The 24,615-nt window shown below is 63.4% G+C and carries 25 protein-coding genes; 5 read left to right on the top strand and 20 right to left on the bottom strand.

What is annotated here, in order from left to right:
* Positions 1-28: 28 nt before the first annotated feature.
* From P0D87_RS10350 to ugpQ, 8 genes are all read right to left on the bottom strand, one after another.
* Entirely contained in the window at positions 29-1,381 is a 1,353-nt protein-coding gene (locus tag P0D87_RS10350) for a sigma-54-dependent transcriptional regulator (protein WP_321175770.1), read from the bottom strand.
* A 16-nt stretch (positions 1,382-1,397) separates the two neighbouring features.
* On the bottom strand, positions 1,398-3,398 hold the full coding sequence (locus P0D87_RS10345; RefSeq protein ID WP_053857450.1) for a sensor histidine kinase: 2,001 nt from the start codon (positions 3,396-3,398) through the stop codon (positions 1,398-1,400).
* Between the two features lie 61 nt (positions 3,399-3,459).
* Positions 3,460-4,740: a dicarboxylate/amino acid:cation symporter gene (locus P0D87_RS10340; protein WP_029969651.1), complete on the bottom strand. Its 1,281-nt coding sequence runs from the start codon at positions 4,738-4,740 to the stop codon at positions 3,460-3,462.
* 403 nt (positions 4,741-5,143) lie between these two features.
* Positions 5,144-6,214 (bottom strand): ABC transporter ATP-binding protein, encoded by a 1,071-nt coding sequence (locus P0D87_RS10335; protein WP_006048097.1) that lies wholly within the window; start codon positions 6,212-6,214, stop codon positions 5,144-5,146.
* A 19-nt stretch (positions 6,215-6,233) separates the two neighbouring features.
* Entirely contained in the window at positions 6,234-7,025 is a 792-nt protein-coding gene (locus P0D87_RS10330) for an ABC transporter permease (RefSeq protein WP_006048098.1), read from the bottom strand.
* Entirely contained in the window at positions 7,022-7,960 is a 939-nt protein-coding gene (locus tag P0D87_RS10325; RefSeq protein WP_006048099.1) for an ABC transporter permease, read from the bottom strand. Before P0D87_RS10325 ends, P0D87_RS10330 begins: the two co-directional genes overlap by 4 nt.
* A gap of 96 nt (positions 7,961-8,056) precedes the next feature.
* Positions 8,057-9,169 carry an ABC transporter substrate-binding protein gene (locus P0D87_RS10320; protein WP_053857448.1) on the bottom strand — a complete coding sequence of 371 codons (1,113 nt, stop codon included), beginning with the start codon at positions 9,167-9,169 and terminating at the stop codon, positions 8,057-8,059.
* Between the two features lie 137 nt (positions 9,170-9,306).
* Positions 9,307-10,071: a glycerophosphodiester phosphodiesterase gene (ugpQ, locus tag P0D87_RS10315; RefSeq protein WP_006048101.1), complete on the bottom strand. Its 765-nt coding sequence runs from the start codon at positions 10,069-10,071 to the stop codon at positions 9,307-9,309.
* Positions 10,072-10,379: 308 nt separating this feature from the next.
* On the opposite strand from ugpQ, the gene P0D87_RS10310 reads away from it, so the two are divergent.
* Complete coding sequence (locus tag P0D87_RS10310; RefSeq protein ID WP_006048102.1) at positions 10,380-11,150, top strand: DeoR/GlpR family DNA-binding transcription regulator; 771 nt, start codon at positions 10,380-10,382, stop codon at positions 11,148-11,150.
* A 30-nt stretch (positions 11,151-11,180) separates the two neighbouring features.
* On the opposite strand, the gene P0D87_RS10305 is transcribed toward P0D87_RS10310, so the two are convergent.
* A complete protein-coding gene (locus P0D87_RS10305) occupies positions 11,181-12,848 on the bottom strand; it encodes a Na/Pi cotransporter family protein (protein WP_006048103.1) in 1,668 nt (555 codons plus the stop codon).
* Positions 12,849-13,082: 234 nt separating this feature from the next.
* Between P0D87_RS10305 and P0D87_RS10300 the strand changes: the two genes are divergently transcribed.
* Positions 13,083-13,766 (top strand): histidinol-phosphatase, encoded by a 684-nt coding sequence (locus P0D87_RS10300; protein ID WP_053857447.1) that lies wholly within the window; start codon positions 13,083-13,085, stop codon positions 13,764-13,766.
* Between the two features lie 40 nt (positions 13,767-13,806).
* Here the strand turns inward: P0D87_RS10300 and P0D87_RS10295 are convergent, their stop codons facing one another.
* Genes P0D87_RS10295 through tauA form a run of 3 tightly spaced genes read right to left on the bottom strand, consistent with a single transcriptional unit; the run spans position 13,807 to position 16,534 of the window.
* The gene (locus tag P0D87_RS10295) at positions 13,807-14,676 is read right to left on the bottom strand and encodes an ABC transporter permease subunit (RefSeq protein WP_053857446.1); all 870 of its coding nucleotides are present in this window, start codon (positions 14,674-14,676) and stop codon (positions 13,807-13,809) included.
* Entirely contained in the window at positions 14,673-15,470 is a 798-nt protein-coding gene (locus P0D87_RS10290) for a taurine ABC transporter ATP-binding protein (protein WP_053857445.1), read from the bottom strand. The genes P0D87_RS10295 and P0D87_RS10290 overlap by 4 nt, the downstream gene beginning before the upstream one ends.
* 41 nt (positions 15,471-15,511) lie before the next feature.
* Positions 15,512-16,534 carry a taurine ABC transporter substrate-binding protein gene (tauA, locus tag P0D87_RS10285; protein WP_053858944.1) on the bottom strand — a complete coding sequence of 341 codons (1,023 nt, stop codon included), beginning with the start codon at positions 16,532-16,534 and terminating at the stop codon, positions 15,512-15,514.
* Between the two features lie 276 nt (positions 16,535-16,810).
* Here tauA and P0D87_RS10280 point away from each other — a divergent pair, with 276 nt between their 5' ends.
* Positions 16,811-17,257, top strand: a complete 447-nt coding sequence (locus P0D87_RS10280; RefSeq protein WP_029969642.1) for a hypothetical protein — start codon at positions 16,811-16,813, stop codon at positions 17,255-17,257.
* Between the two features lie 54 nt (positions 17,258-17,311).
* On the top strand, positions 17,312-17,446 hold the full coding sequence (locus tag P0D87_RS10275) for a hypothetical protein (RefSeq protein ID WP_321175769.1): 135 nt from the start codon (positions 17,312-17,314) through the stop codon (positions 17,444-17,446).
* A 129-nt stretch (positions 17,447-17,575) separates the two neighbouring features.
* Here the strand turns inward: P0D87_RS10275 and lipA are convergent, their stop codons facing one another.
* The 3 genes from lipA to P0D87_RS10260 form a co-directional block, all read right to left on the bottom strand.
* Positions 17,576-18,583 (bottom strand): lipoyl synthase, encoded by a 1,008-nt coding sequence (gene lipA / locus P0D87_RS10270; protein WP_029969641.1) that lies wholly within the window; start codon positions 18,581-18,583, stop codon positions 17,576-17,578.
* Between the two features lie 13 nt (positions 18,584-18,596).
* The gene (lipB, locus tag P0D87_RS10265; protein WP_006048111.1) at positions 18,597-19,322 is read right to left on the bottom strand and encodes a lipoyl(octanoyl) transferase LipB; all 726 of its coding nucleotides are present in this window, start codon (positions 19,320-19,322) and stop codon (positions 18,597-18,599) included.
* A gap of 71 nt (positions 19,323-19,393) precedes the next feature.
* Positions 19,394-19,720, bottom strand: coding sequence for a DUF2917 domain-containing protein (locus P0D87_RS10260; RefSeq protein ID WP_053857444.1), 327 nt, complete (start codon positions 19,718-19,720; stop codon positions 19,394-19,396).
* A 98-nt stretch (positions 19,721-19,818) separates the two neighbouring features.
* On the opposite strand from P0D87_RS10260, the gene P0D87_RS10255 reads away from it, so the two are divergent.
* On the top strand, positions 19,819-20,835 hold the full coding sequence (locus tag P0D87_RS10255; protein WP_029969636.1) for a transcriptional regulator GcvA: 1,017 nt from the start codon (positions 19,819-19,821) through the stop codon (positions 20,833-20,835).
* Positions 20,836-20,860: 25 nt separating this feature from the next.
* Here P0D87_RS10255 and P0D87_RS10250 read toward each other — a convergent pair whose 3' ends face one another.
* The 5 genes from P0D87_RS10250 to P0D87_RS10230 form a co-directional block, all read right to left on the bottom strand.
* Complete coding sequence (locus P0D87_RS10250; RefSeq protein WP_006048114.1) at positions 20,861-21,130, bottom strand: HP0495 family protein; 270 nt, start codon at positions 21,128-21,130, stop codon at positions 20,861-20,863.
* 17 nt (positions 21,131-21,147) lie between these two features.
* Positions 21,148-22,053 (bottom strand): D-amino acid aminotransferase, encoded by a 906-nt coding sequence (locus P0D87_RS10245; protein WP_053857443.1) that lies wholly within the window; start codon positions 22,051-22,053, stop codon positions 21,148-21,150.
* Between the two features lie 13 nt (positions 22,054-22,066).
* Complete coding sequence (locus tag P0D87_RS10240; protein ID WP_006048116.1) at positions 22,067-23,296, bottom strand: D-alanyl-D-alanine carboxypeptidase family protein; 1,230 nt, start codon at positions 23,294-23,296, stop codon at positions 22,067-22,069.
* A gap of 333 nt (positions 23,297-23,629) precedes the next feature.
* Positions 23,630-24,274, bottom strand: a complete 645-nt coding sequence (locus tag P0D87_RS10235) for an alpha/beta hydrolase (RefSeq protein ID WP_053857442.1) — start codon at positions 24,272-24,274, stop codon at positions 23,630-23,632.
* An 8-nt stretch (positions 24,275-24,282) separates the two neighbouring features.
* Positions 24,283-24,606 carry a (2Fe-2S) ferredoxin domain-containing protein gene (locus P0D87_RS10230; protein ID WP_006048118.1) on the bottom strand — a complete coding sequence of 108 codons (324 nt, stop codon included), beginning with the start codon at positions 24,604-24,606 and terminating at the stop codon, positions 24,283-24,285.
* Positions 24,607-24,615 lie beyond the last annotated feature (9 nt).

Below are 24,615 nucleotides of genomic sequence, written 5' to 3'. Positions count from 1 at the left end.
GGCACTCCCACTTGCCGGCGTTTCTATTTCACCTCTCCCCATCGCCCTTGGCCGCGAGGCCATATCGCTTGATCTTCTCGTAGAGCGTCGCCTTGCCGAGCTGAAGCCGGTCGGCGGCGACCGCCACCACGCCGCCGCACTGCTCGAGCGCTTCCGCGATCACCGCGCGCTCGAACTGCTCGACGCGCTCCTTGAGCGGCTGCGCCTGTCCGCTTTCGTCGCCGAAAGACATCACGGGATCGTCGGCGACACCGAGCACGAAGCGGTCCGCGGCGTTGCGCAGTTCCCGCACGTTGCCCGGCCAGTCGCGCTGCATCAGGCTCGCGCGCTGACGGTCGGTGAGGATCGGCGCGGGCCGCTGATAACGCACCGCCGCGTCGAGCAGAAAGTGTTCGAAAAGCGGCACGATGTCCTCGCGCCGCTCGCCGAGCGGCGGCAATGCGATCGTGACCACATTCAACCGGTACAGCAGATCGCGGCGGAACGAGCCGTCCGCGACGTGTTCCGCCATATCGCCTTTCGCCGCCGCGACCACGCGGCAATTCACGCGAATCGGCTGATTGGAACCGAGCCGCTCGAGCACGCCGTCCTGCAACACGCGCAACAGCTTGACCTGCAGCGCGAGCGGCATGCTTTCGATTTCGTCGAGAAACAGCGTGCCGCCCGACGCATGTTCGAGCTTGCCGATCCGGCGTTTCGCCGCGCCCGTAAACGCGCCGGGCTCGTAGCCGAACATCTCGGACTCGAACATCGGCTCGGGCAGCGCGCCGCAATTCACCGCGATAAACGGCTTGTCGCGCCGCGGCGACAACTCGTGCAAACTGCGCGCGATCAGTTCCTTGCCCGCGCCGGTATCGCCGTTGATGAGTACGGACGCATCGGTCGGCGCGACGTTCGCGATGAGCCGCCGCACCTGCTCGATCGCCGGACTGCGGCCGATGATCCGCGGCGCCACCGTGTTCTGCCCCGCGAGTTCGCGGCGCAGCGCGAGATTTTCGAGCACGAGCTTGCGCCGCTCCAGCGCGCGCCGCACGGTCTCGATCAACCGCTCGGAGGCGAACGGCTTTTCGATGAAGTCGTAGGCGCCGTCGCGCATCGCCTGCACGGCCATCGAAATATCGCCGTGACCGGTGACGAGAATCACGGGCACATCCGGCGCGCGTTCGTGGCACTGCGCGAGCAACTCGAGACCGCTCGCGCCAGGCAGCCGAATATCGCTGACGATCACGCCGGAAAAATCCGCACTGATCGACTTCGCCGCCGATTCCGCCGACGCATGGCCCACCACCTCGAAGCCCGCCAGTTGCAAACTCTGCACGCTCGCGCGCCGCACCAGTTCGTCGTCTTCGATATACAGCACTTGCAAGCCGTCGTTCAGCATGTCGTTCTCATCGGAATCAGGAACCGGTGGTGAGCGGGTCCGCGGTAGGGCTCGTCTGCACGCGGGCGCGGCGCAGCGTCAACACGAAGAGTGCACCGCCTTGCGGCGCGTTGCGCGCCACCAGCGTGCCGCCGCAATCGCGCGCGATCGACGATGAAATCGCGAGCCCGAGACCGAGTCCCTGACCCATTTCCTTGGTGGTGAAGAAAGGTTCGAACAGGCGCGGCAACACGTCTTCGGCGATGCCTGGACCGTTGTCGCCGACCGCGAACGAGAGATTGTCCGGGGCCACCTCGATATGCACCGAAATGCGCGGCGCGCTCATGCCGGCGGTCGCGTCGAGCGCATTGCCGAGCAAATTGATCAGCACCTGTTCGAGACGCAGATCGTCGCAATGCGCGATCAGGTCGGGATGATCGTCGGCAAGATCGAGCGGCGTGCGCGTACCGCTTTCGACATCGAATAGCGCAAGCTGCAGTTCGACGCCCTGAAAGCGCTTCTGCAACAGCGCGAGCGCATTGCGCAGCGCGCGCACAGCCGACGCGCGCGCGCTGCGCGGCCGCGCCCTTCCGACGAACAGCTTCAACTGGTTCGTGATCTTGCCCATGCGCTCGGTGAGCGCCGCGATCGCTTCGAGATTTTCACGCGCCGACGCCTGATCGCCGCGCTCGAGCAGCACGCGCGTGTTGTCGGAAAAACCGCGCAACGCAGCGAGCGGCTGATTCAGTTCATGCGTGATGCCGGCCGCCATCTGACCGAGCGCGGCGAGCTTGCTGGCCTGGATCAACTCGTCGTGCGCGGCGCGCAGTTCCTGCTCGGCGCGCGTGCGCTCGGCGACTTCCTTCTGCAACTGCTCGTTCGCCTGCGACAGATCGGCGGTGCGTTCCGCGACGCGCTGATTCAGTTCCGCATACGCCTTTTGCAGCAGCGTACGGCTGCGCATCACCTCGCGCACGCGCGAGCGGCGCATTCTCCAGTAGAACGCGAGCAGCACGAGCGACACATAGCCAAAACCCGTGACGATGGTCGCGTTGCGCGCGTCGGCATCGACGGGGCTCACGGGCGCCATCGTGATCAGATGCCAATCGGGTTCGCCCATGCCGCGCCGCGACGCGAGATAACGCGGCGCATAGCGGCCGCCGCCCACGCGCACAATCTGCGCGTCGCCTTCCAGCTTGCGCTCGATCGTCACCGGCAGCGGCGCGATCGGCTGCTGTGCGTATTGACGCGCCTGGTAAATCGAATCGGCGACCTGGCCCGACAACGGCCGTATCGTGTGGTATTTCCACGCGGGCACCGACGACAGAAAGATCACGCCATGATCGTCGGTGACGAGCAACGGCTCGGACGCGTCCGAGCCCTGAAACCATTCGAGATCGAGTTTGACGACTGCCGCGCCGACAATCTTGCCGTCGCGCCGCACCGGCTGCGAAATGTAATAGCCCGGCGCCTGCGAGATCGTGCCGATGCCGAAGAAGCGGCCCACGCCGCCCTTGATTGCATCGACGAAATACGGCCGGAACTGATAGCCCGCGCCGATGAAACTGCCCGGCCCTTGCCAGTTGCTCGCGGCCACGCAGTAGCCGTCGAGCGGAATGATGTAGGTGACCGTCGCGCGCGCGTGACGGTTCAGGTCTTCGAGGTAGAGATTCGCGCGCTCCACGTTGGCGGGCGACGGATCGACCAGCACGTCCTGCACGATCGGATGTTCGGCGAGCAGATACGGCAGCGATTCGTAGCGCTCGAGCGTGCTCTTGAGCGAACTCGCGGTACGGTCGACGCGCCCCGCGGCATTCAACCGCAAGCTGTCGATGCCGCTTTGCCACGCGATGCTGTACGTGAGCCCGCACGCCGCAACGAGCCCGGCGACGAGCGCGAAGAGAATCAGCAGGCGGCGGGTCACGTTGGCACTATCCGGTCGGGTGGGATCGGATATTGTGGCATAAGGCGAAGCGCCGTCGGCCTGCGCTTCCCCGGCCGACGGCACTGGGGTTGGGCGCGCGTTCACCGGTTGCATGGGCTGGTGTCCGCGGCCGCAAACATCACGCTATTTCAGGCGATGCCCGACGACGTCCGGCTTAGACGCTGGCCGGTTCGTCGACCGGCACATCGCCGCGCAGCGCGGCTTCCAGCTTGCTGCGGTCCAGTTCCTTTTCCCACGCCGACACCACGACGGTCGCCACGCCATTGCCGACGATGTTGGTCAGCGCACGGCATTCGCTCATGAAGCGGTCGATGCCGAGAATCAGCACCATGCCCGACAGCGGAATGGTCGGCACCACGGCCAGCGTCGCGGCCAGCGTGATGAAGCCCGCGCCGGTCACGCCGCTCGCGCCCTTCGAGGTCAGCATCGTCACCGCGAGCAGCGTGAGCTGCTGCGTCCACGTGAGGTCGGTGTTCGTCGCCTGAGCGATGAACAGCACGGCCATCGTCATGTAGATGTTGGTGCCGTCGAGGTTGAACGAATAACCGGTCGGCACGACGAGGCCCACCACCGAACGCGAGCAGCCGAGCTTTTCGAGCTTCAGCATGAGTTGCGGCAACGCGGCTTCGGACGAGCTCGTGCCGAGCACGATCAGCATCTCTTCCTTGATGTACGCGATGAAGCGCAGGATATTGAAGCCCACCGCACGCGCAATCGCGCCGAGCACAACCACCACGAACACGATCGCGGTCAGATAGAACGTGCCGATCAGCTTGAGCATCGGCAGCAGCGAGCCGATGCCGTACTTGCCGATGGTGAACGCCATCGCGCCGAATGCGCCGATCGGCGCGAGCTTCGTGATGATGCCGACCATGCCGAAGAGGATGCTCGACAGGCTTTCGATAAAGCTCGTCACCGGCTTGCCGCGTTCGCCGATGTGCGCGAGCACCGCCCCGAACAGCAGCGCGATCAGCAGGATCTGCAGGATTTCGCCTTGCGAGAATGCCGACACGAGCGTGTCCGGAATGATGTGCATCAGGAAGTCGACGGTCGTCTGACCGTGCGCCTTCGCGGCATACGATGCGACTTCCTTGCCGTTCAGCGTAGCCGGATCGACGTTGAAGCCGACGCCCGGCCGCAGCAGGTGCGTCGCCGCCAGGCCGAGCAGCAGTGCGAACGTCGAGACGATTTCGAAGTACAGCAGCGCCTTGCCGCCGACGCGCCCGACCTTCTTCATGTCTTCCATGCCGGCGATGCCGGTCACGACCGTACAGAAGATGATCGGTCCGATCACCATCTTGATGAGCTTGATGAACGCATCGCCGAGCGGCTTCATGTCGACGGCGAAGGTCGGATAGAAATGGCCGAGCGCGATACCGATGATGATCGCCACGATCACCTGGACGTACAGCACTTTGTGGATAGGTTTCTTCACGATGTTTCCTGCGATGTGGGTGAGCCCATGGCCTGCCACGCTGCGCATCATGCGAACGAATGAACGTCGCCTCTGCACGGCATTAGGCCGCGACAAGACGACGAATTCAGAAATACCGGGAAGGGAAATCAGACATCGTTGTCTCCTTGCTTTAGTTGTCGGACCGTTGCGGCCGCGTTATCTATTTTGCAAGGTCGATGCCAGCTTGATGCCTAAGACATACCCTTGATTCTTATGGGTTTGCGCGCAAGATCTGGCGCACGCGTTCCGGGATTCCGGAAATCCGGACGAGCGGCGTCGGGAAACCCGGATTCGCCGCCGCGCAAACCCTCGGGAAAACCCGAAGCCTTTGCGGGCGGGCTTCGGCGGGCTTCGGCGGGCTTTGGCGGGCTTCGGCGGATTGTCAGGCGTTGCCTTCTTCGAGCACCAGCAGGTTGTCGTGCGAAAAGCCGAGCGACACCGGCTGCCCTCTTTCGGGTAAACCGCGATTCGGATCGTTGAATACGTCGAGCGAAATCACTGCGTCTTTTACACGCGTTCTGATGCGCACTACCGCGCCGAGAAAATTCACTTCTTCGACGGTCGCATTCAGCGTGTTGCGGCCGGGCGCCGCCGGTTCGAGCACGATCGCTTCGGGACGCAGCGCGAGCAGGCGCTTCTTGCCGGCATCGGCGGAAGGAAGTTGCTGCGTGGTGATGAGCTCCTGACCGTCCACGGCCATCTTGCCCGTCGCCGGATCGATCACATGCCCGGCCAGAATATTGAGCGTGCCGACGAACGACGCGACAAAACGCGTGCGCGGATAGTTGTAGATTTCCGATGGCGAGCCGATCTGTTCGACGCGACCCTCGTTCATCACGACGATGCGGTCGGAAATGGACAACGCCTCTTCCTGATCGTGCGTGACGAAAATCGACGTGATGCCGAGTTCGCGCTGCAACGCGCGAATGTCCTGCCGCAACGAGATGCGGATTTTTGCGTCGAGCGCGGACAGCGGCTCGTCGAGCAGCAATACCTGCGGCTTGCCCGCGAGCGCGCGAGCGAGTGCCACGCGCTGCTGCTGACCGCCCGACAGTTGCCACGGATAACGCCCGCCGAGCTGCGGCAGCTTGATCAGATGCAGCATCTCTTCGACGCGCTGATTGATTTCCGCCTGCGGCCGATGCGTGATCTTCAGCCCAAAGCCGATGTTCTCGGCCACCGTCATGTTCGGAAAGAGCGCATACGACTGGAACACCATGCCGACCTTGCGCTGCCGCGTGCGCAGATGCGTGACGTCCTTGTTGTCGAGCCGGATAATGCCGCGCGTCGGCGTCTCGAATCCGGCGATCATGCGCAGCACGGTCGTCTTGCCGCAACCGGACGGCCCGAGGAACGTGACGAACTCGCCGCGCTCGATCTTCATGTCGAAGTGATGCAGCGCGATGTTCGACGCGAAGGACTTGTGCAGATTTTCTATCTCGAGAAATGCCATGGTTCGCTGCCTCAGTGCGTCAGATTTTCTGGCCGCTCAACGCGCGGGCCGAGCCGAACACCTGTATCAATCCCATCGACGCCCACGTGATCATGAACGCGATAATCGCCAGCGCCGACGGCTCATACGCGCGATTCGCGCCGATCAGTTGCAGATACGGACCGAACGCGGGACGGTCGAGCAGGCTCGCGAGCGTGAACTCGCCGATCACGACCGCAAAGGTGAGAAAGGCGCCGGACAGAATGCCCGAGCGGATATTCGGAAAGATCACCTTGAACAGAATGGTCGGCCAGTTCGCGCCAAGACATTCGGCGGCTTCGGTGAGCGAGCGGACGTCCACGGCGCGCAGGCCCGCATCGACCGCGCGGTACATGTAGGGCAAGGAGAGCGTCACGTAGCCGAATACGAGCAGCAGATCGGTCGCGCGCTCGTTGCCCGTGAGCGGCAGAATCGAACTGCTGTTGTAGATGCGCAGATAGCCGAACACGATCACGATAGCCGGCACGACGAGCGGCAGCAGCGTGATGAATTCGACGACCGGCCGCAGCCTCGGCAAGCGCAATTGCACCCAGTAAGCGGTCGGCACCACCAGCAATATGCCGACGACGATCGTCAGCAGCGCCATCAGAATGGAATAACCGAACGAAGCCTGAAAGCGCGGATCGCTCAGCACGACGCTATACGCCTCGAAGCTGTAGGTGCCGCGCTTCATCCGCAAGCTGAATTCGAAAGTAGCGATCAGCGGGATCAGAAAGTACAGCGAACCGATCACCGTCGCGGTCCATGCTCCGACGCGAGATTGGCTTTTCATCGACGGCCCCTTTCGGCGCGCGAACGCAGCCAGATGTAGCCGCCATTCGAAAGCCCGGTCACGAGCACCATGCCGAGCGCGAGCGCGTAGCCGAGGTTCTGGTTATGCATGACGTCCCCGCGTATTTGTGCAAACAGCAGGATCGGCACGATGTTCAGCGAGCTGCCCGTCAGCGCGTAAGCCGTGGCCACCGCACCGAACGCATTGGCAAAGAGCAGCAGCGTCGCGCCCAGCACGCTAGGCCACAACACGGGCAACGCGACGTGGCGCCAGTATTGATACGCGGTGCCGCCGAGGCAATCGCATGCTTCGCGCCATTCGCGTTTCAGGCCGTCGAGCGCGGGGGTGACGATCAGCACCATCAACGGAATCTGGAAGTAGAGGTAAGTGAGCGTGAGCCCCGAAAAGCTGAGAATGCTGAAGCCCGTCGAGTAAAGATTGAAGCCGAGGTATTTCTTCAGCAGCACGGTGACGAGCCCGACGCGCCCCAGCGTGCAGATGAACGCGAACGCGAGCGGCACACCCGCGAAGTTCGACGCGACGCCCGAGAATGTCATCAACGTCGGACGAATCCAGCCGGGCAGCTTGCCCTGCACCGCCGCCCACGCGAGCAGCGAGCCGATCAGCGCGCCGCCCGCCGCGGACGCCGCGCTCACCTTGAAGCTGATCCAGTAGGCGTCGAGTATCGACGGCTGAAACAGATCGCGTAGATTGGCGAGCGTGAAGTGACCTTGCGCGTCCTGGAACGCGCCGATCATCAGAAAGCCGGTGGGCAGAATCAGGAACAGCAGCGCGAACGTGAAGAACGGCACGACGCCGATCCACGCAAGCATCTGCGACGCGCGGCCCGGACCGTCGACGCGCGGCGTCGGCGTGGGCACGGGCGGCACCAGCAGATCCGGCGGCACCGATCCAGCATCCGATGAAGCGCTCATAGCTCACCTTTGGGCTTGATGACTAACGCCGCAAACGCCGCTCTTTGCGAACGGCGCCGCGGCGCACACATGACTTCGCGCTTTCTAAAGCTGCGCTTACTTGACGTTCGCGCCGACCACTTCGTCCCAATGCTTCGTGATGGTTTCCTTGTACGCGTCCTGCTGCTGAAGCGTCGGGAACACCACGTTCTTATACGACGACGGCGGCGGCAATTTGTCGAGCAGCGCTTGCGGCACTTTCTTCGCGGCCACGAGTTCGTTGTAGCGCATCGGATGGCAATAGCCGGCCAACCAGCCAAGCTGGCCTTCGTCGGAATAGAGGTACTCCATCCACAGCTTCGCCGCGTTCGGATGCGGCGCGTAGGCGCTAATTGCCTGAACATAGACGCCTGCGACGACGCCCGTTTTCGGAATCACGACCTGCACCTTCGGGTTGCCCTTCAGCGTATCGCGATCGGCCAACGCGTTGTAATCCCAACGGACGACGATCGGCGTCGTGCCTTGCGCAAGCGATGCCGCCTTGCCGATCACGGGCACGAAGTTGCCGCTCTTGTTCAGGTCCGCGAAATACTTGAGGCCGGCTTTATCCGCCTTCGCCGCATCGCCCTTGCTTTGCGACAGGCCCGCCGCATAGACCGCCTGGATCGCCTGATTCGCCGAGCGCGGATCGCCCGCGAGCGACACCGCGTTCTTGTAATCGGACTTGAGCAGATCGCCCCAGTCGGACGGCGCCTTGTCGATCATGTCCGCGTTGACTTCGAACGCAAGCACGCCGTAGTAATCGCCGTACCAGTAGCCGTCCGGATCTTTCGACTCCTTCGGAATCGAGTTCCACGACGACACCTTGTACGGTTGCAGCAGCCCGTCGGCCTTCGCGGTCGGACCGAACGACAGGCCCACGTCGATCACGTCCGGCGCTTGCGGACCTTTGTTGCCCTTGTTCGCCTTGATGGCTTCTACTTCGTCGCCCGAGCCCGCGTCCGGATTCAGTTCGTTGATCTTGATGCCGTACTTCTTCTGAAAACCCGCGACGAGTTGCCCGTAGTTGCACCAGTCGTGCGGCAATGCGATCACGGTGAGCTGGCCTTCCTGCTTCGCGGCGGCAATCAATGCGTCGAGCGGCGCGGCCGATGCGCTGCTCACGCCGGCGGCGGCGACACCCGCGACGGCCGACATCGAAAGTATCCGAGCTAACACGGTGCGGTTCATAGTTTTCCCCATCCTCTGCCGAAGTTGTTGCGTTTGGAAAGTTGCTGGTTCGACTTCAAGGGCACAGCTCGCTCGCACTCGTCCGCTGGTGCTTTCGTGCTTTCGTGCCCACGCCATGCCCGCGCCGGCTGCGGCGCTCAAAGCATGTCGTGCGACAGCTTATCGATGCGATCTGTACAAATCATGTCGACGCCCCATTGCGCGAGCAATTCGGCGCGCGCGGGATCGTTGACGGTGTAAGCGAGTACATGCAAGCCGGCCGCGCGAATTTCCGCGACGAGCGGTTCGGTCAGATAAAGATGGCTCGCGTGCAAGGACACGCAGTCCAGTTCGCGCACGATACGCAGCCAGTCCGCGGGCACTTCCTCGAACAGCATGCCGCGCCGCAATGAAGGCGCGGCATCGCGCGCGGCCGCGAGCGCGTCGAAAGAAAACGACGACAGCAGCGGCGGCGTCTGGTCTTTCCACAACTCGAGCGCGGCGCTCGCGACGAGTTGGCCGGTGATCTCATCGCGGCCAGGACAGGGCTTGATCTCGATGTTCGCCGCGATGCCATCGCGCGCGCAACGCGCGGCCGCATCGGCGAGCGTCGGCAAACGCGTGCCCGCGAATTGCGGCCCGTACCAGGCGCCGGCATCGAGCAACGCAAGCTGCGCCCATGTGTAGACCGCCGCCGCGCCATACCCGTTGGTGGTGCGCTCGAGCGTGTCGTCGTGCAGCAGGAAAAGCTGGTTGTCGACGGAAAGCTTGGCGTCGAATTCGACCATGCGGTAACCGTAACGCACGCAGGCGTCGAAGCCCGCTAACGTGTTCTCCGGCGCAAGCGTGCCGCCGCAGCGATGCGCGACGAGCGGCGGATACGGCCAGTCTGCAGGTGATGCACGATCGATCCCGTTTGCCACGTCCCGTCACCTTTCACTCAGAATAAGCGCGTTTCGCCGCGCGCCGGCGCCAACGGTCTTGTCAAAAAACGCCATGACAAAGCGCGAAAGCACAGATTAACTTTGCCTTCGACGATTCGATGTTCGAATCAGGCGGCGCTTCGATTTGCGAAGGCTAAAGTCAAATACACAAACTTGCAAGCTACCAAAAAAATACAACACAATCCGGCTGAAGTAGTACGCTTGACATCGTCTCGACACACATTCATGTCCACGATGTCGTCAGTCGAAACACGTTGTGCGAGCGCCTTCGCATCCAAGGAAAATGCATGTGGCAGGAAGACCGTCATCAGAGAATACGCGCGTTATTGTCGACGCTCCATAGAGTGTCGACCGAACGGATCATGGCGGACCTGGGCGTGTCGCGCGAAACGGTGCGACGCGACCTGCTCGATCTCGAAGCGCTCGGTGAACTGCGGCGTGTGCATGGCGGCGCGATCAAGCCGGCCGACGAAGCGCCGATCGCCGAGCGCGCCCACATGCGCGTCAAATCGAAAACGGCCATTGCCAAAGCGGCAATCGGGTTGATTGCGAGCGGCCAGACGCTTTTTATCGACGCGGGCACGACCACCGCCGCGCTCGCCGAGGAACTCGCGAAGCTCGCGAATCTGACCATCGTCACGAATTCAATCGACGTCGCGTTGAAAATGCGCGGAGCGGCCGAGCAGTCGGAAGCCGGCAACGAAGTGATTCTGCTCGGCGGCACGATCAGCGACCGCGCAATGGCGACCACCGGCGCGACCACCGTGCTCGACATTCAGCGGTATCGCGCGGACCTCGCGCTGCTGTCGCCGGTCGGCATCGACCACCGGCATGGCGCGACCAACTACGATCATGCGGAAACCGAAGTGGCGCGCGCGATGGTCGCGAATGCAGACCGTGTGGTGATCCTCGCCGACTACAGCAAGATCGGGCAACGCAGCCGGATTTCGTATTGCCCCGTTGAGCAGATCGACGTGCTCGTCACCAATAAGAAGGCCGCGGATGCGGCTGATTTCGGTGCGCTGAAAAAGAAGCTAGAAGAAGTGGTGCTGGCGTGAAGCTTCACGCGCATTGCCGCGCTTCGCGGTTCATTCCTTCACATGCATCGTATCGAGCACACGCTTGCGCAAGCGCGTGTCGTGCAGCGCGCCCGCGGCATCCAGAACCGGATAAGCCGTCGAGCAAAACAGCGAATTGAGCCGCTTCATGTCGCTGATCAGATCGAGATGCAGCGCGCTGGTTTCGATGCTGCGCAGCGTCTGCCCGGCGAGTCGATCCAGATGCCGATACGAATACGCGCGCTCCAGATCGCGAAAGCGCTCTTTCTCCGCGAGAAGCCGCTCGGCGCAACGCAGATCGTTATTAAGGAACACTGACAGGCCAAGCTGCAGATTGCTGACGAGCCGCGTCTGCAAATCGTCCAGTTCGCCGAGCCCTTCTTCGGAAAACGACAGCCGGTGCGCGATCTTTTTCTCTTCGATGTCGCCCACGATCCGCTCGATGATGTCGCCCGCATGCTCGAGGTTGATGGTCAGCGAAATGATGTCGGTCCAACGGCGGCTATCGGCTTCGTCAAGCTGCTCGCGTGAAATCAGCGTGAGGTAGTTCTTGACCGCGGCGTACAGTTCGTCGACGTCGTCGTCCATCCGAACCGTTTCGCGCGCCTTGTCCAGACGGTTGTGATGAATCAGCTCGGCCACATTGTCGAGCATGGTCCGCACGATGTCGCCGATACGCAGCACTTCGCGCGCGGCATTCGCAAGCGCGAGCGTCGGCGTGGACAGCGCGGCTGCATCGAGATGCAGTGGCCGCAGTTCGCCGTTCGGCATGGGCCGGTCGGGCAGTACGCGCTCGCAGATACGCGCGACCGGATCGATCAGCGACAGGCATACGCCGCAGCGCAGCGCGTTGTAGATCAGGTGAAAGCCGACCGTGGCTTCGCGTGGATTGGCGATCAGCATCGGCAGCCAGCGCGCGAGCAAGGACGCGAACGGCAGGATCAGCAACGCGCCCGCGAGCTTGAACGTGAAGCTGCCGAGCGCAAGACGCCGCGCCGCCGAATTCTGCGCGGCCGCGCCGAGCAAGGCGACGAGACCGCTGCCGAGATTCGCGCCGATCACAAGGCACAGCGCCACCTTCAACGAGATCACGCCGGACGACGCTAGCGTCGCCGTGAGCAGCACCGCTGCCAGGCTCGAGTACGACAGGACGGCGAACGCGGCGCCCACCAGCGCGTCGAGCATCGTGTCGCCCGTCAATGCGCCGAACATCACGCGCACGCCGGCGCCTTGCATCATCGGCTGCGCGGCCTCGACGATCAGATGCAGCGCGAGCAGGATCAGGCCGAGACCGATCAGCGTGCGGCCGACCTGACCGGCGCGTGTTTGCTTGCGCGACAGAAAGAGCGGCACGCCGAACAGAATAAGGATAGGCGACAACCACGAGAGATCGAGTGTGAGAACCCGCGCCATTAGCGCCGTGCCGACGTCGGCGCCGAGCATGATGGCGAGCCCGCTGGTGAGCGGCAACAGCCCTTGGGCCGCGAACGACATGAGGATGACCGCAGTGGCGTTGCTGCTTTGCACGAGACTGGTGACGCCGACGCCGGACAGGAACGCGCGCCAGCGGTTGCGCGTGCTGCGCCCGAGCACGCCGCGCAGATCGGCGCCCAGCACGCGAAGGATGCCCGTGCGCACGATATGCGAGCCCCACACGAGCAGTGCCACGCCTGCGAGAAGGTTAAGGAGAATCAACATAAGGCACTGCGCACTCGTTCTCTGCTGCCGTAACCGGAACCGCATGCCGCGCACGGCATCCGGGGCGTATGACAGTAGTGTTGCACATTTTTGCCTTATTGTAATTTTGTGCTTTTAAATATACGCTCGCGCAACGATGTCGAGCGCGGCGTGGCGGCTTTTTGCTGCGCACGTCGTGCTCATATGAACCATCCGCCGCTAACGCTTTGGCCACCTGATCACAAGGACAACCGGATGAGCCGCAATCTCGCGCTGTTCGACCTGGACCATACGCTGCTGCCGCTCGACAGCGATCAGGCATGGGCTCACTTCGTCGCCGGACTCGGAATAGAAGGCGCGGCGCGGCATGCGCAGGACATCGACGAGTATTACCGGCAATACGTGGCCGGCACGCTCGACATGGCGGCCTATCTGGAGCGCACGCTGGCGCCGCTCGCTCGCCATTCGCGCGAGCAACTCGACCTCTGGCACGCGCGCTTCATGCAGGAGGTGATCGCGCCCGCCATCCTGCCGGCCGCGCGCGAGCTCGTGCAACGTCACAGGGACGCGGGCGATCTGTGCTGCATCGTCACCGCGACGAATGTGTTCGTGACCGCGCCGATCGGCAAGGCGCTCGGCTTCGAGCATCTGCTTGGAATCGAGCTTGGCACCGAGGGCGGCGATCCGCTCGCGCGCTTCACGGGCGCGTCGGTCGGCATTCCGACTTTCCGCGAAGGCAAAATCACGCGCACCGAGAACTGGCTGGCGTCGCTCGGTCACCGCTTGCACGATTTTCCGCAGAGCTGGTTTTATAGCGATTCGATCAACGACGTCCCCTTGCTCGAACGCGTCACGCATCCTGTCGCGACGAATCCCGATGCGCGTTTGCGCGCGATCGCAAACGAGCGGGGTTGGCCGGTGATTGAGCTTTTTGCATAGCGCACGCGGTAGCGCGCCGTTCAACGCATATGCGGGGTTGTTAAGCCCGGCCCTTCCACGGCACGAGCCACCTCTCAAGCGCGCGCATGCCCAGGTCGAACACCCACGCGATCAAGCCGATCAGCACAATGCCCATCACCACGACGTCGGTACGCAGAAAGCTCGACGCGTTGAGCACCATCTGACCGAGCCCAGCGGTGGCCGCGACCATTTCGGCGGCAACCAGCGTCGTCCAGCCGAAGCCGATTGCAATCCGCAGACCGGTCAGAATCTCCGGCAGCGCAGCCGGCAATACCACGTGACGCACGACCTGACCGAAGCTGCCGCCGAGCGAATACGCGGCATGAATCTGCTCGGTCGTCGCACTGCGCACGCCGGCGCGCGCCGCCATCGCGATCGGTGCGAAGCAGGCAAGATAGATGACGACGATCTTCGCCGTTTCGTCGATACCAAACCAGATCACGACCAGCGGCAAATAAGCGAGTGGAGGAAGCGGTCGATAAAACTCGAGCGGCGGATCGAGTAGACCGCGCGCGACGCGGCTCACGCCCATCAGAATGCCGACCGGCACCGCGGTAAGCGCAGCCAGTGCGAACGCGCCGAACACGCGCAGCGCACTCCACGCGAGATGCTGCGCGAGCGGCAAGCCGCCCTGAATGTGTCCGCGAGACGCATCGACGAAAGCCGCCCACATGGCTTCCGGTGTCGGCAGAAAGAGCGGAGGCAGCCAGTGCAGATGCGTGGCCACCCACCAGAGCGCCGCGAGCCCCGCCACCGACGCCGCGCTAAGCGTGGCAGTCGGCCCTTCGCCCGGCAGACGCCAGGCTTTCGGCGGCCGCGTTCGACGCCGCTCGCCTTGCGCGGCGTCGGCCAGCCGCACATCGGCCAATGAGTCGCGCGAAGCCGTCATGGACTCACCTCTTCCTCGTTGCGCCGATGCAGGTGCCGCACCAGCCGCTCGCGCCATTCGATGAATTCCGCCGACGACTTGACCGCGCGCGCATCGCGCGTCTTCAGAAAGCGCCGCGCGAACGGCAACTCGTAGCTCTCGGCGATGCGGCCGGGACCCGGCGTCATCACGACAAGACGCGTCGCGAGAAAAAGCGCTTCCTCCACGCTGTGCGTGATGAAGAACACCGTCTTGTGCGTGCGCCCCCAAACATCCAAGACGAGTTCCTGCATCGACTCGCGCGTCATGGCGTCGAGCGCGCCCATCGGTTCGTCCATCAGCAGCACTTGCGGATCGCTCGCCAGCGCGCGAGCGATGCCCACGCGCTGCTGCATGCCGCCGGAGAGCGCATGGACGCGCGAATGCGCGTGCTTCTCGAGCCCGACCAGCGCAAGCATGTCACGCGCGACGCGCTCGCGCTCCGCCTTCGGCACGCGCTGAAAACGCAGACCGAGCGCGACGTTGTCGAGCACGTCAAGCCACGGCATCAGCGCGTACTTCTGAAAGACCACGCCTCGATCCACGCCGGGTCCGACGACGCGCTCGCCGTTTAACCGCACCTCGCCTTGCGTCGGCGAAACGAAGCCGGCGATGCAGTTGAGCAAGGTCGTCTTGCCGCAACCGGACGCGCCCAATGCAACGACGAACTCGCCGCTTTCGATATGCAGATCGACGTCGTCGAGCGCGAGTTGCGGCGCCGCGCCGCGCGCGCCTTCGTAGGCGACGCGCAATCGGCGGATTTCAAGAGCGCTCATGGGCGGACCTCGTCATGCTCACGTGAAGCCTCATGCGGCGGTCATTGCGCCGCGCGCTGCACGAACCGCGGATCGACGCCAGCCGAATAATCGGCCAGCACGTTCTGAATCGTGCCCTGCGTTTTCAGGAACGCAGCCGTTGCCGCAAGCGACTTCGCTGCGCCCGATTGCGCGCCGCCGCCAAGCCACGCATTCGACGCCTGCTGCGCCGGCGTCGGAAACGCATAGAGCGCGAGGCTCGCCGGCACTTCCTGCGCGTTCGCGCCGGACTCTTTGGCGACGGCCTGGACTTGCGGCGAGGCCGCGGTCCACGCCGATGTGTGATCGCGATAACTCGCGTCGTTGGCGGCCAGCACCTTCACGAAGCGCGCCACGAACTCCGCGTTGTCCTGCGCGAACTTGCGATCGACGACGAATCCGTCGAACGTCGCCTTGCCGGTTTGCTGCGCGATCTGGCCCGAAGTAATGAGCACCTTGCCGTTCTTCTTGACCTTCGCGAGCACCGGGTCCCAGATATACGTTGCATCGATGTCGCCACGCTCCCACGCGGCCGCGACTTCAGGCGGACGGAGATTGACGATCTTCACATCCGACGGATTCACGCCCGCGCTTTGCAGCGCCACGAGCGTATGAAAATGCGACGTCGACACGAACGGCACGCCGATTTTCTTGCCCTTCAGGGCAGCGATGCTCGCGACATTCGAGCCGTCGCGCGCGACGAGCGCTTCGGCGTCGTTGATGTTGTCCAGAATCCAGAACAACGAAATGTCGACACCTTGCGACAAGCCCGCCGCGATCGGGCTCGATCCGGCCTCGCCCAGTTGCACCGAGCCTGAGGCGAGCGCGCGAATCACGTCGGCGCCGCTGCCGAGTTTGCGATACGTGACCTTGTAGCCCGTCGCCTTTTCGACTTCACCCGTTGCCTGCGCGTAGCGCCACGGCACCACCATGTCCTGATACGCAATCACGACTTCTTTGGCGTCGGCGCGCGCGGTGGAAGCGAACAGCGCGGACAGGGCGAGCAGCGTCGCAAACGCGGCGAGCGGACGGCGGAGACGGTTCATCAAAAGCCCCTTGTAGCGGATGTTGTCTGGGAGGCTTTCGACTATAGGGAGTTTGCCCTTATGCGGTTCTAACAAATCCGCGATTGCAAATCACGCTGTTCGAGCATTGCTTTTCACGTTACGTTGGTTGCGAGCCGCTGCTCGAACGCTCAGTGCGCCGGCTTCCGCACATGATGCGCGATTGCGATGCCTTAAAACAAGCTGGCCATTCGGCTGATTGACGCTTGTAGGATGCGTTCGGGATGATGCGTGAGTCTTCATCGCCTGACCTCTTTCATGATCGAATTTCTTAGCCGCTCGAGCTGGCTCTTTTTCAATATCGGCGTGCCCGCGCTGGGTCCGATTGCGCTGCTGCCGCTTCTCAGTTTCTCGCGTTCGTATCGACAGACGTCGAAGGGAATTGCTGTCCGATCGATACGCGACGGACAACTTTTATGGGTCGTCATTTCGATGTGCGCGAGCGCCTGCTACGAGATTGGATGCGCGCTGGGCGATGCACCGACGCGCGGCACACTTGCGCTGATGCTGGCGGGCTTGTTGTGGTACGTCGGCTTTATCGTCGTCGCGTCGATTCTGGTTTCGTTCGGCGCGGTGGATTCCACACGCCGCCCTGGCTATCGGCGCCGTGACGGCAAGCAGGAAGGAACGCTGATGTGGCCATCACTCGTCATGACCGCTGTGGTCGCCGCGTCGTTCGCCGCATCGCATTATTCGTTAACCTAACTAAATTTAACGTGATCAGATATACTTTTTGCTCACGCTTACCGGAGAACTCACATGCCCAATCTCATCGACTACGTCATCGAAAATCCGGCTGTGCGCGACCGCTTTATCGCATTCACGATTCCGTTTTCGATAGTCGGCGGCACGCTCGCATCCATTTGCATGTTGCTCGCGCGGTACTACCGGTAGCGCGCCGCAGTCGCCGCGCTCGCGGGCCGGCGTTTCGCGTTTTGCGTTTTGCGTCTTGCCTACCGCGAATAAAAATGCCCGCAACATGTGCGGGCACTCTTCAAACCGGCGGAGCAAAGCGCGAGGCGCTTACACCACGCCGGCTCCATGCGCCTGCAAATCGGCGTGGTAGCTGGAGCGCACCATCGCGCCCACTGCTGCGTGCGTGAAGCCCATCTTGTACGCCTCTTCCTCGTACATCTTAAAGGTATCCGGGTGCACATAAGAACGCACCGGCAGATGGTGTTCGGAAGGCTGCAAATACTGACCGATGGTGAGCATATCCACGTCGTGCTCACGCAGATCGCGCATGACCTGCAAGATCTCTTCTTCGGTTTCGCCGAGGCCCACCATCAGGCCTGATTTGGTCGCGACGTCCGGATGCAGTGCCTTGAAGTCCTTGAGCAGCTTCAGCGAATGCGCGTAGTCCGAACCCGGCCGGGCTTCCTTATACAGACGCGGCACGGTCTCGAGGTTGTGATTCATCACGTCGGGCGGAGCGGCGTTCAGAATGCCGAGCGCGCGGTCGAGACGTCCACGGAAATCCGGTGTCAGAATTTCGATGCGCGTGTCAGGCGACAGCTCGCGCGTCTGACGGATACATTCCACGAAGTGCGCCGCGCCGCCGTCGCGCAGATCGTCGCGATCCACGCTGGTGATCACGACGTACTTGAGCTTCAACGCGGCGATGGTGCGCGCCAGGTTCGCGGGCTCGTCCGCATCGAGCGGATCGGGACGGCCATGTCCGACGTCGCAAAACGGGCAGCGCCGCGTGCACTTGTCGCCCATGATCATGAAGGTCGCAGTGCCCTTGCCGAAGCATTCGCCGATATTCGGGCAGCTCGCTTCCTCGCACACCGTATGCAAATTGTGCTCGCGCAAGATCTGCTTGATTTCGTAGAAGCGCGAGTTGCCGGTTGCCGCTTTGACGCGAATCCAGTCCGGCTTCTTGAGCTTTTCAATCGGAACAATCTTGATGGGAATACGGGCGGTTTTGGCTTGAGCCTTCTGCTTCGCCGTGGCGTCGTAGGCAGCAGCGGATGCCGGCACGCCTTCGGGCGCGGGAGAAGCTGCGAGGTTCGCGGTAACGTCAGTCATTCGTTCGATCCAGTCAGGCGGTGAGCGCACCGGCCTGCGGTTGGTCGACGGCCGCGGGACTGCCGTCGAGGTTTGCGGTGAGGCGTGCTGCAAGGGTGCGGGCCACGTCGTCCCAGCCGGCCACAACGCCGAGCGTTGCCATGTCGACTGTTTCGAGCCCCGCGTAGCCGCAAGGGTTGATGGCCAGAAACGGCCGTAAATCCATTTTCACGTTCAGGCTGACGCCGTGATAGCTGCAGCCGTTGCGGATTTTGAGGCCGAGCGCGGCAATCTTCGCGCCGGCATGCAAGCCGGCCTGCGGCCCGGGCGCGACATAAATGCCGGGCGCGCCCGCCTTGCGTTCTCCGGCGAGATTATACGCCGCAAGGGTGTCGATCACGGCCTGCTCGATCCGCGTGACCATCTCGCGAACCATCAGTTTGCGGCGCCGCAGATCGAGCAGCAGATAGGCCACCACCTGGCCTGGGCCGTGATACGTGATCTGGCCGCCGCGGTCCACTCTCACGAGCGGGATGCCGCTGTCGGCAGCCAGCAGGTGCGCGGGATCGCCGGCCTGGCCAAGCGTGAAGACGGGCGGATGTTCGACCAGCCAGATTTCGTCGGATGTGTCGGCGGTGCGCGCGTCGGTGAACGCGCGCATCGCTTCGAAACTGGCTTCGTAGGGTTCGTTGCCGCGCCAGCGCAGCGTGAGCGGCGCCGCGGCGGGCAATAGAGATGAAGAAACCGGAGAGGCGGACATGATCCCGGCAGTTTACCGAAATACGGCAATGCCCGCCCGACGTCGCCGCGGACACGCCGCGGCGTCCGCCGTCAAACGGTGCGCCAGCCTCCGCGCATCCGCGCCGCGAGGCGCTCGCCGATGCGCGCAAACCAGTTCAGCGCGCGCTCGTCGCAACGCGTCGGCACCGAAAACGCGACCGTCGCGCGGGGCGTGCCCTCGGCGCTCAGCCACAGCCGTTCGCCGCGCCGCAATCTCAGCGTGTGGCCGGGCTGCAGCCAGTAGTCTTCGGTATCGTCGCTGCGCGTCACCCACACCGCGCCGCCGCGCACGACCAGCTTGGTGCTGCGCGCCACCTTCAGGGGCAGCGTTTCGCCGCTACGAATTTCATACGCGATGCTAGAGGATATTTCTCGCATGATGCCCTCGCCAAAAGTCGTTTCATGGCTACAATCGTAGGCGTAGCAAGGGCTTACGCAAAACGATCAATTTTCACCTCTATGTGAGAAAAATTGCGATGGAGCTGCGCCATCTTCCACCACTGAATGCGATCAAGGCCTTTGAGGCGGCCGCCCGCCACGAAAGCTTTTCGCGCGCCGCGGACGAGCTTTTCGTCACCCACGGCGCGGTCAGCCATCAGATCCGGGCGCTCGAGGCCGAGCTTGGCGTGTCGCTCTTTGCGCGCGACGGCAAGCGCGTGCGGCTCACCGAAACCGGCAGGCGCTACGCTAGCCACGTGCGCACGGCGCTTACCGCGCTGTCCGACGCCACGCGCGAAATTCGCGCCGGCGACCGCGAACGGCGGCTGGTGGTGTCGATGCTGTCGTCGTTTGCCGCGCGCTGGGTGACGCCGCGCATCGGCAGCTTTATCGAGGCGCATCCGCAGTGGGACCTGGAACTGCTGTCCACCAACGCGTTGACGGACTTCGCGCGCGACGACGTCGACGTGGCAATCCGTTTCGGCTACGGCAAATATGCGGGCCTGTATTCCGAGCTGCTGCTCGAGGAAATCTTCTTCCCGGCTTGCGCGCCGAATTTCAACGGCGGCAAGCTGCCCAAAACGCCGGCCGATCTGGCCAATCTGCCGCTACTGCGTTCCGACGACGAACTGTGGCGTCCGTGGTTCGACGCCGCCGGACTCACCGACTGGCCGGAGCCGAAACGGGGCGTGCTGTATCAGGATTCGTCGAATCTGTTGCAGGCGGCTATCGACGGTCAGGGCATCGCGCTCACACGCCGCTCGCTGGCGATGCACGAGATCGCTGCGGGCCGCCTCGTGCGGCTTTTCGATGTGGATGGGCCGAGCCCGTGGCAGTACTACTTCATCTGCACGCCGCAGATGCTGGAAACCGCGAGGGTGAAGGCGTTCCGGGACTGGGTGTTCGGGGAGGTGGGGCGGTTCAAGCTGCTTTTCGACCAGGTCTGCGAGGCCGGGCCGGCGGCGCGTGTCGCAAGCAAGAGCGCTGAAGGTGCCGCAAACGCAACAAGCACCGGCGGGACGGCGAACGCGAACGCATTGCGCGTCGCGCCCTAACGCGGCACCAACCGGCGCGTAAAACTTAAAGCACCACCTTGACCATCGGATGTCCGGTCAGCGCGCGATAAATGTCGTCAAGCTGCGTGCGGCTGATCGCACGCACGGTCACCGTCAGTCCGGTGTAGTTGCCGCCGCTCGACGGACGCGTTTCGACGCGCGATGCGTCGACTTCGCTATCGAACTGCCGGACCACCGAGACGATCGTCTCGGCGAACTCGGGATGCGATTTACCCATGATCTTGATCGGGAAATCGCACGGATACTCAATAAGTGATTCTTCCGCCGGATTCATGGCTTGCTCCTTGCCGCTCACGCCTGTTCTGCCTTGGCTCGCTGATACGCCGCATACAGCGCCGCAAACACCGCGCCCGGCTTGCCGTCGCCGACCGGCTTGCCGTCGAGCTGCGTGACGGGCAGCACTTCCTTGGTCGCGGAACTGATCAGGATTTCGTCGGCAGCGCGCACCTCGGCTTCGGCGATCTCGCGCACTTCGAAGCGAATGCCGCATTGCGCCGCGAGTTCCTCGATCAGCCCATAACGGATGCCTTCGAGAATCTTGTGGCTGCGCGGCGGCGCGGCCAGCACGCCGTTCTTCACCACCCACACATTCGACGACGACCCTTCGGTCAGCACGCCATCGCGGAACTGGATGGTTTCGAGCGCATCGTTTTCGGCCGCGTATTGCGCCATCAGCACGTTGCCGAGCAGCGACACGGACTTGATGTCGCAATGAAGCCAGCGGCGATCCTCGGCGCTCACGCAGCGCACGCCCGCCGCGCGCTGTGCGGCGCCCGGCAGAGTGAGCGGCGTGACCATCACGAACACCGTCGGCTGGATGCCTGCGGGAAACGCGTGAGCGCGCTTCGCGACGCCGCGCGTGATCTGGATGTACGCAATCGCGTCCTGGTCGGCGGCGAGACCGGCCTCGGCTTCGTTCGCCTCGGTCACGCGCTCGATCAGCGCGCGCCAGCCGGCGTTGTCCAACGGATTGACGATGCCGATCTTCTCGAGCGAACGCGCAAGGCGCGCCAGGTGATGCTCGAAGCGGAACGCCAAGCGGCCGCTCGCGCGCGCATACAGCGGCGCGACTTCGTAAATGCCGTCGCCGAAAATAAAGCCGCGGTCGAGAACCGGCACGCGCGCTTCGGACAACGGCACCACTTCGCCGTTCAGATAAACGATCGGTTCGAGCGAAACATCGGGAAGATCGGTCATCGCAGTCAGGTCTTTACTTTTTCTTGTTGAACATGAGCATCAGCGAATCCCACACGCGGCCCACCACGCCGGCCTGCGGCACGGCCTGCAATGCGACCACCGGGAATTGCGCGAGCACCTTGCCGTCGGCAACCAGCTTGGCGGTGCCGACCTGCTGACCGTTGGCGATCGGCGCGATCAGCGGATCGATCTGCTCGATCTGCGGCTTGACCTTGTCGGCCATGCCCTTCGGCACGGTGATGTACTGATCGCTCTTCACGCCGATCTGCACGGTGTCCTGCGCGCCCTTGTAGACGCGCGGCGTGCCGACCACCTGATTCGCCTTGTAGAGGCGCGCCGTGTCGTACGCGGAGTAGCCGTAGTTCAGCATCTTCAGGCTGTCCTGCACGCGGTCGTGTTCCTTGGTCTCGCCCATCATCACGGAGACGAGCCGGCGCGATGCGTCGGGCGTGCCCGGCAGCGAACGCTTCGCGCTTGCGATGAGGCAGTAGCCGGCGGCCTGCGTGTGGCCGGTCTTCAGGCCGTCCACTGTCGGGTCGATCCACAAGAGACGATTGCGGTTCGGCTGCTTGATCTTGTTGTACGTGAAATCCTTGACCGAGAAGATGTTGTAGTAGTCAGGGAAGTCGCGAATCAGACGCGCCGACAGCACCGCGAGGTCGCCGGCGGTCGTGTAGTGCTGCGGGTCAGGCATGCCGTTCACGTCGGCGAAATGCGTGTGCTTCATGCCAAGGCGCTGCGCCTCGGTGTTCATCATGTTGACGAACTGCGACTCGCTGCCGCCGACCAGTTCGGCCAGCGCGATCGCTGCGTCGTTGCCCGACTGCACGATCATGCCGTACACCAGATCGTGCACGGTGACGGGCTTGTTCGCCTCGATGAACATGCGCGATTCGTCCGTGCGCACGCGGCGCACCGCTTCGCCCGGCGTCACCGTCTGGTCCATCGTGATCTTCTTCGTCTGCAATGCTTCGAAGACGAGATACGCGGTCATCAGCTTTGTGAGCGAAGCGGGTTCCACGCGTTCGTCGGGATTGCCCGACGCGAGCACCTGATTGCTGGTCGCGTCGACGAGCACCCACGAGCGCGCGTTCACCGCCGGCGGCGGCACTTGCGCGAACGCGGTGCTGGCCACGAGCGTTGCGGGCAGCACGACGCCGAGCGCGAATGCGCGGGCTGGCGTGGAAGGAACAAAGGATGCAACAGAGGGGAAAGACAGGCGGCCGGAGGTCGAAAAACGCATAGGGTCGGTTCGTGCAGAAAAATACAACGCGCAGGGCGCATAGTGGGAAGAGCCGGTCGGCGAGCGTCGGGCCGCAACAACATCAAGCGTAACGGCGCGGGCGCCCATTGGACTTCCGGCCACGCGATCGGTTCGCGCAGCACACTTGCAGGCGGCACCGCTGCGCGCGTGAAAAGAAGCTACGCGTCGCGCGAACTGCCGCACAAGCCGTGCTGCGCCCAAAAAAGAGCGCCCATTATACGCGCGCTGCTCGGGTAACTTCGCGTAGTGGCAGGCGATTAATTGTGCGTTTTCGCGTACCTGTACCCCGGAAAACGCGCGGCGCCCGCCGCATCAACGCCATGCGTCGACGATGATCCGCTTCAGAATGTGCAGCTTGCGATGCAGGAAATGCTCCGCGCCCGGAATCACGACGACCGGCAATTCCTGCGGCCGCGCCCAGTCGTAAACCGATTGAATGGGAACGGTATCGTCGGTTTCGCCGTGAATCAGCAGCGTGTTTTCCGGCACCGGCGCGACTTCCCAGCGGCTCGCCGCGGTGCCGACGAACACCATGCGCTCGATTTGCTGGCCTTCGTCGCGCAGCTTCGCGGCCACGTGCGACAGCACGAACGTGCCGAATGAGAAACCCGCCAGCACGAGCGGCAGTTCTTCGTGCCCCGGCTGCGCGCGCATGTGATCGAGCACGGCGCGCAGATCGTCGCGCTCGCCGATGCCGGCGTCGTGTTCACCTTGCGTTTGCCCGACGCCGCGAAAATTCGAGCGATACGTCACGTAGTTCAACTGGACGAGCGTGCGCGCGAGCGTCTGCGCGACCTTGTTGTCCATCGTTCCGCCGAAGAGCGGATGCGGATGCGCGACGAGCGCAATGCCGCGCGGCGCGGCGCCGTTTTCGCGCGCTTCGTCGGGCAGGTCCAGCGCGACCTCGATCTTGCCGACCGGGCCGTCGATCAGATACTTCTTGGTGTGTACGTTCATGGCGGCGCTTATTGATCGATCTTCAGACGCTCTACGATTTTGCCGTTCGCGAGATGGGAGTCCACGATTTCGTCGATGTCGCTTTCATCCACGTACGTGTACCAGACGCCCTCCGGATAGACCACGAGCGTCGGACCCAGCTCGCAGCGGTCGAGACAGCCGGCCTTGTTGATGCGCACCTGGCCGGGCCCCGCGAGGCCGAGTTTCTTGACGCGCTTTTTTGCGTGCTCCTGCATGGCCTGCGCGTTGCAATTCGCGCAGCTCGGCCGCTCCGCGCCCGGCTCGCGCTGATTCAGGCAAAAGAAGACGTGATACTTGTAGAAGGAATCCATGATGTACGC

The sequence above is a fragment of the Paraburkholderia sp. RL17-368-BIF-A genome (genome assembly GCF_046054045.1).
Taxonomy (GTDB): Bacteria; Pseudomonadota; Gammaproteobacteria; order Burkholderiales; family Burkholderiaceae; genus Paraburkholderia; species Paraburkholderia graminis.
This window is presented reverse-complemented; position numbering and strand designations above follow the sequence as displayed.

What these genes read in the sequence shown, in the direction of transcription:
- P0D87_RS10240 (WP_006048116.1), bottom strand. Translation starts at nt 23,296, where the DNA reads ATGCGTTTTTCGACCTCCGGCCGCCTGTCTTTCCCCTCTGTTGCATCC.
- P0D87_RS10310 (WP_006048102.1), top strand. Translation starts at nt 10,380, where the DNA reads ATGTGGCAGGAAGACCGTCATCAGAGAATACGCGCGTTATTGTCGACG.
- P0D87_RS10280 (WP_029969642.1), top strand. Translation starts at nt 16,811, where the DNA reads ATGATCGAATTTCTTAGCCGCTCGAGCTGGCTCTTTTTCAATATCGGC.
- P0D87_RS10305 (WP_006048103.1), bottom strand. Translation starts at nt 12,848, where the DNA reads ATGTTGATTCTCCTTAACCTTCTCGCAGGCGTGGCACTGCTCGTGTGG.
- P0D87_RS10320 (WP_053857448.1), bottom strand. Translation starts at nt 9,169, where the DNA reads ATGAACCGCACCGTGTTAGCTCGGATACTTTCGATGTCGGCCGTCGCG.
- P0D87_RS10345 (WP_053857450.1), bottom strand. Translation starts at nt 3,398, where the DNA reads ATGCAACCGGTGAACGCGCGCCCAACCCCAGTGCCGTCGGCCGGGGAA.
- P0D87_RS10245 (WP_053857443.1), bottom strand. Translation starts at nt 22,053, where the DNA reads ATGACCGATCTTCCCGATGTTTCGCTCGAACCGATCGTTTATCTGAAC.
- P0D87_RS10330 (WP_006048098.1), bottom strand. Translation starts at nt 7,025, where the DNA reads ATGAAAAGCCAATCTCGCGTCGGAGCATGGACCGCGACGGTGATCGGT.
- P0D87_RS10335 (WP_006048097.1), bottom strand. Translation starts at nt 6,214, where the DNA reads ATGGCATTTCTCGAGATAGAAAATCTGCACAAGTCCTTCGCGTCGAAC.
- P0D87_RS10230 (WP_006048118.1), bottom strand. Translation starts at nt 24,606, where the DNA reads ATGGATTCCTTCTACAAGTATCACGTCTTCTTTTGCCTGAATCAGCGC.
- P0D87_RS10260 (WP_053857444.1), bottom strand. Translation starts at nt 19,720, where the DNA reads ATGCGAGAAATATCCTCTAGCATCGCGTATGAAATTCGTAGCGGCGAA.
- P0D87_RS10295 (WP_053857446.1), bottom strand. Translation starts at nt 14,676, where the DNA reads ATGACGGCTTCGCGCGACTCATTGGCCGATGTGCGGCTGGCCGACGCC.
- lipB (WP_006048111.1), bottom strand. Translation starts at nt 19,322, where the DNA reads ATGTCCGCCTCTCCGGTTTCTTCATCTCTATTGCCCGCCGCGGCGCCG.
- P0D87_RS10235 (WP_053857442.1), bottom strand. Translation starts at nt 24,274, where the DNA reads ATGAACGTACACACCAAGAAGTATCTGATCGACGGCCCGGTCGGCAAG.
- P0D87_RS10275 (WP_321175769.1), top strand. Translation starts at nt 17,312, where the DNA reads ATGCCCAATCTCATCGACTACGTCATCGAAAATCCGGCTGTGCGCGAC.
- P0D87_RS10325 (WP_006048099.1), bottom strand. Translation starts at nt 7,960, where the DNA reads ATGAGCGCTTCATCGGATGCTGGATCGGTGCCGCCGGATCTGCTGGTG.
- P0D87_RS10255 (WP_029969636.1), top strand. Translation starts at nt 19,819, where the DNA reads ATGGAGCTGCGCCATCTTCCACCACTGAATGCGATCAAGGCCTTTGAG.
- P0D87_RS10250 (WP_006048114.1), bottom strand. Translation starts at nt 21,130, where the DNA reads ATGAATCCGGCGGAAGAATCACTTATTGAGTATCCGTGCGATTTCCCG.
- lipA (WP_029969641.1), bottom strand. Translation starts at nt 18,583, where the DNA reads ATGACTGACGTTACCGCGAACCTCGCAGCTTCTCCCGCGCCCGAAGGC.
- P0D87_RS10290 (WP_053857445.1), bottom strand. Translation starts at nt 15,470, where the DNA reads ATGAGCGCTCTTGAAATCCGCCGATTGCGCGTCGCCTACGAAGGCGCG.
- P0D87_RS10300 (WP_053857447.1), top strand. Translation starts at nt 13,083, where the DNA reads ATGAGCCGCAATCTCGCGCTGTTCGACCTGGACCATACGCTGCTGCCG.
- tauA (WP_053858944.1), bottom strand. Translation starts at nt 16,534, where the DNA reads ATGAACCGTCTCCGCCGTCCGCTCGCCGCGTTTGCGACGCTGCTCGCC.
- P0D87_RS10350 (WP_321175770.1), bottom strand. Translation starts at nt 1,381, where the DNA reads ATGCTGAACGACGGCTTGCAAGTGCTGTATATCGAAGACGACGAACTG.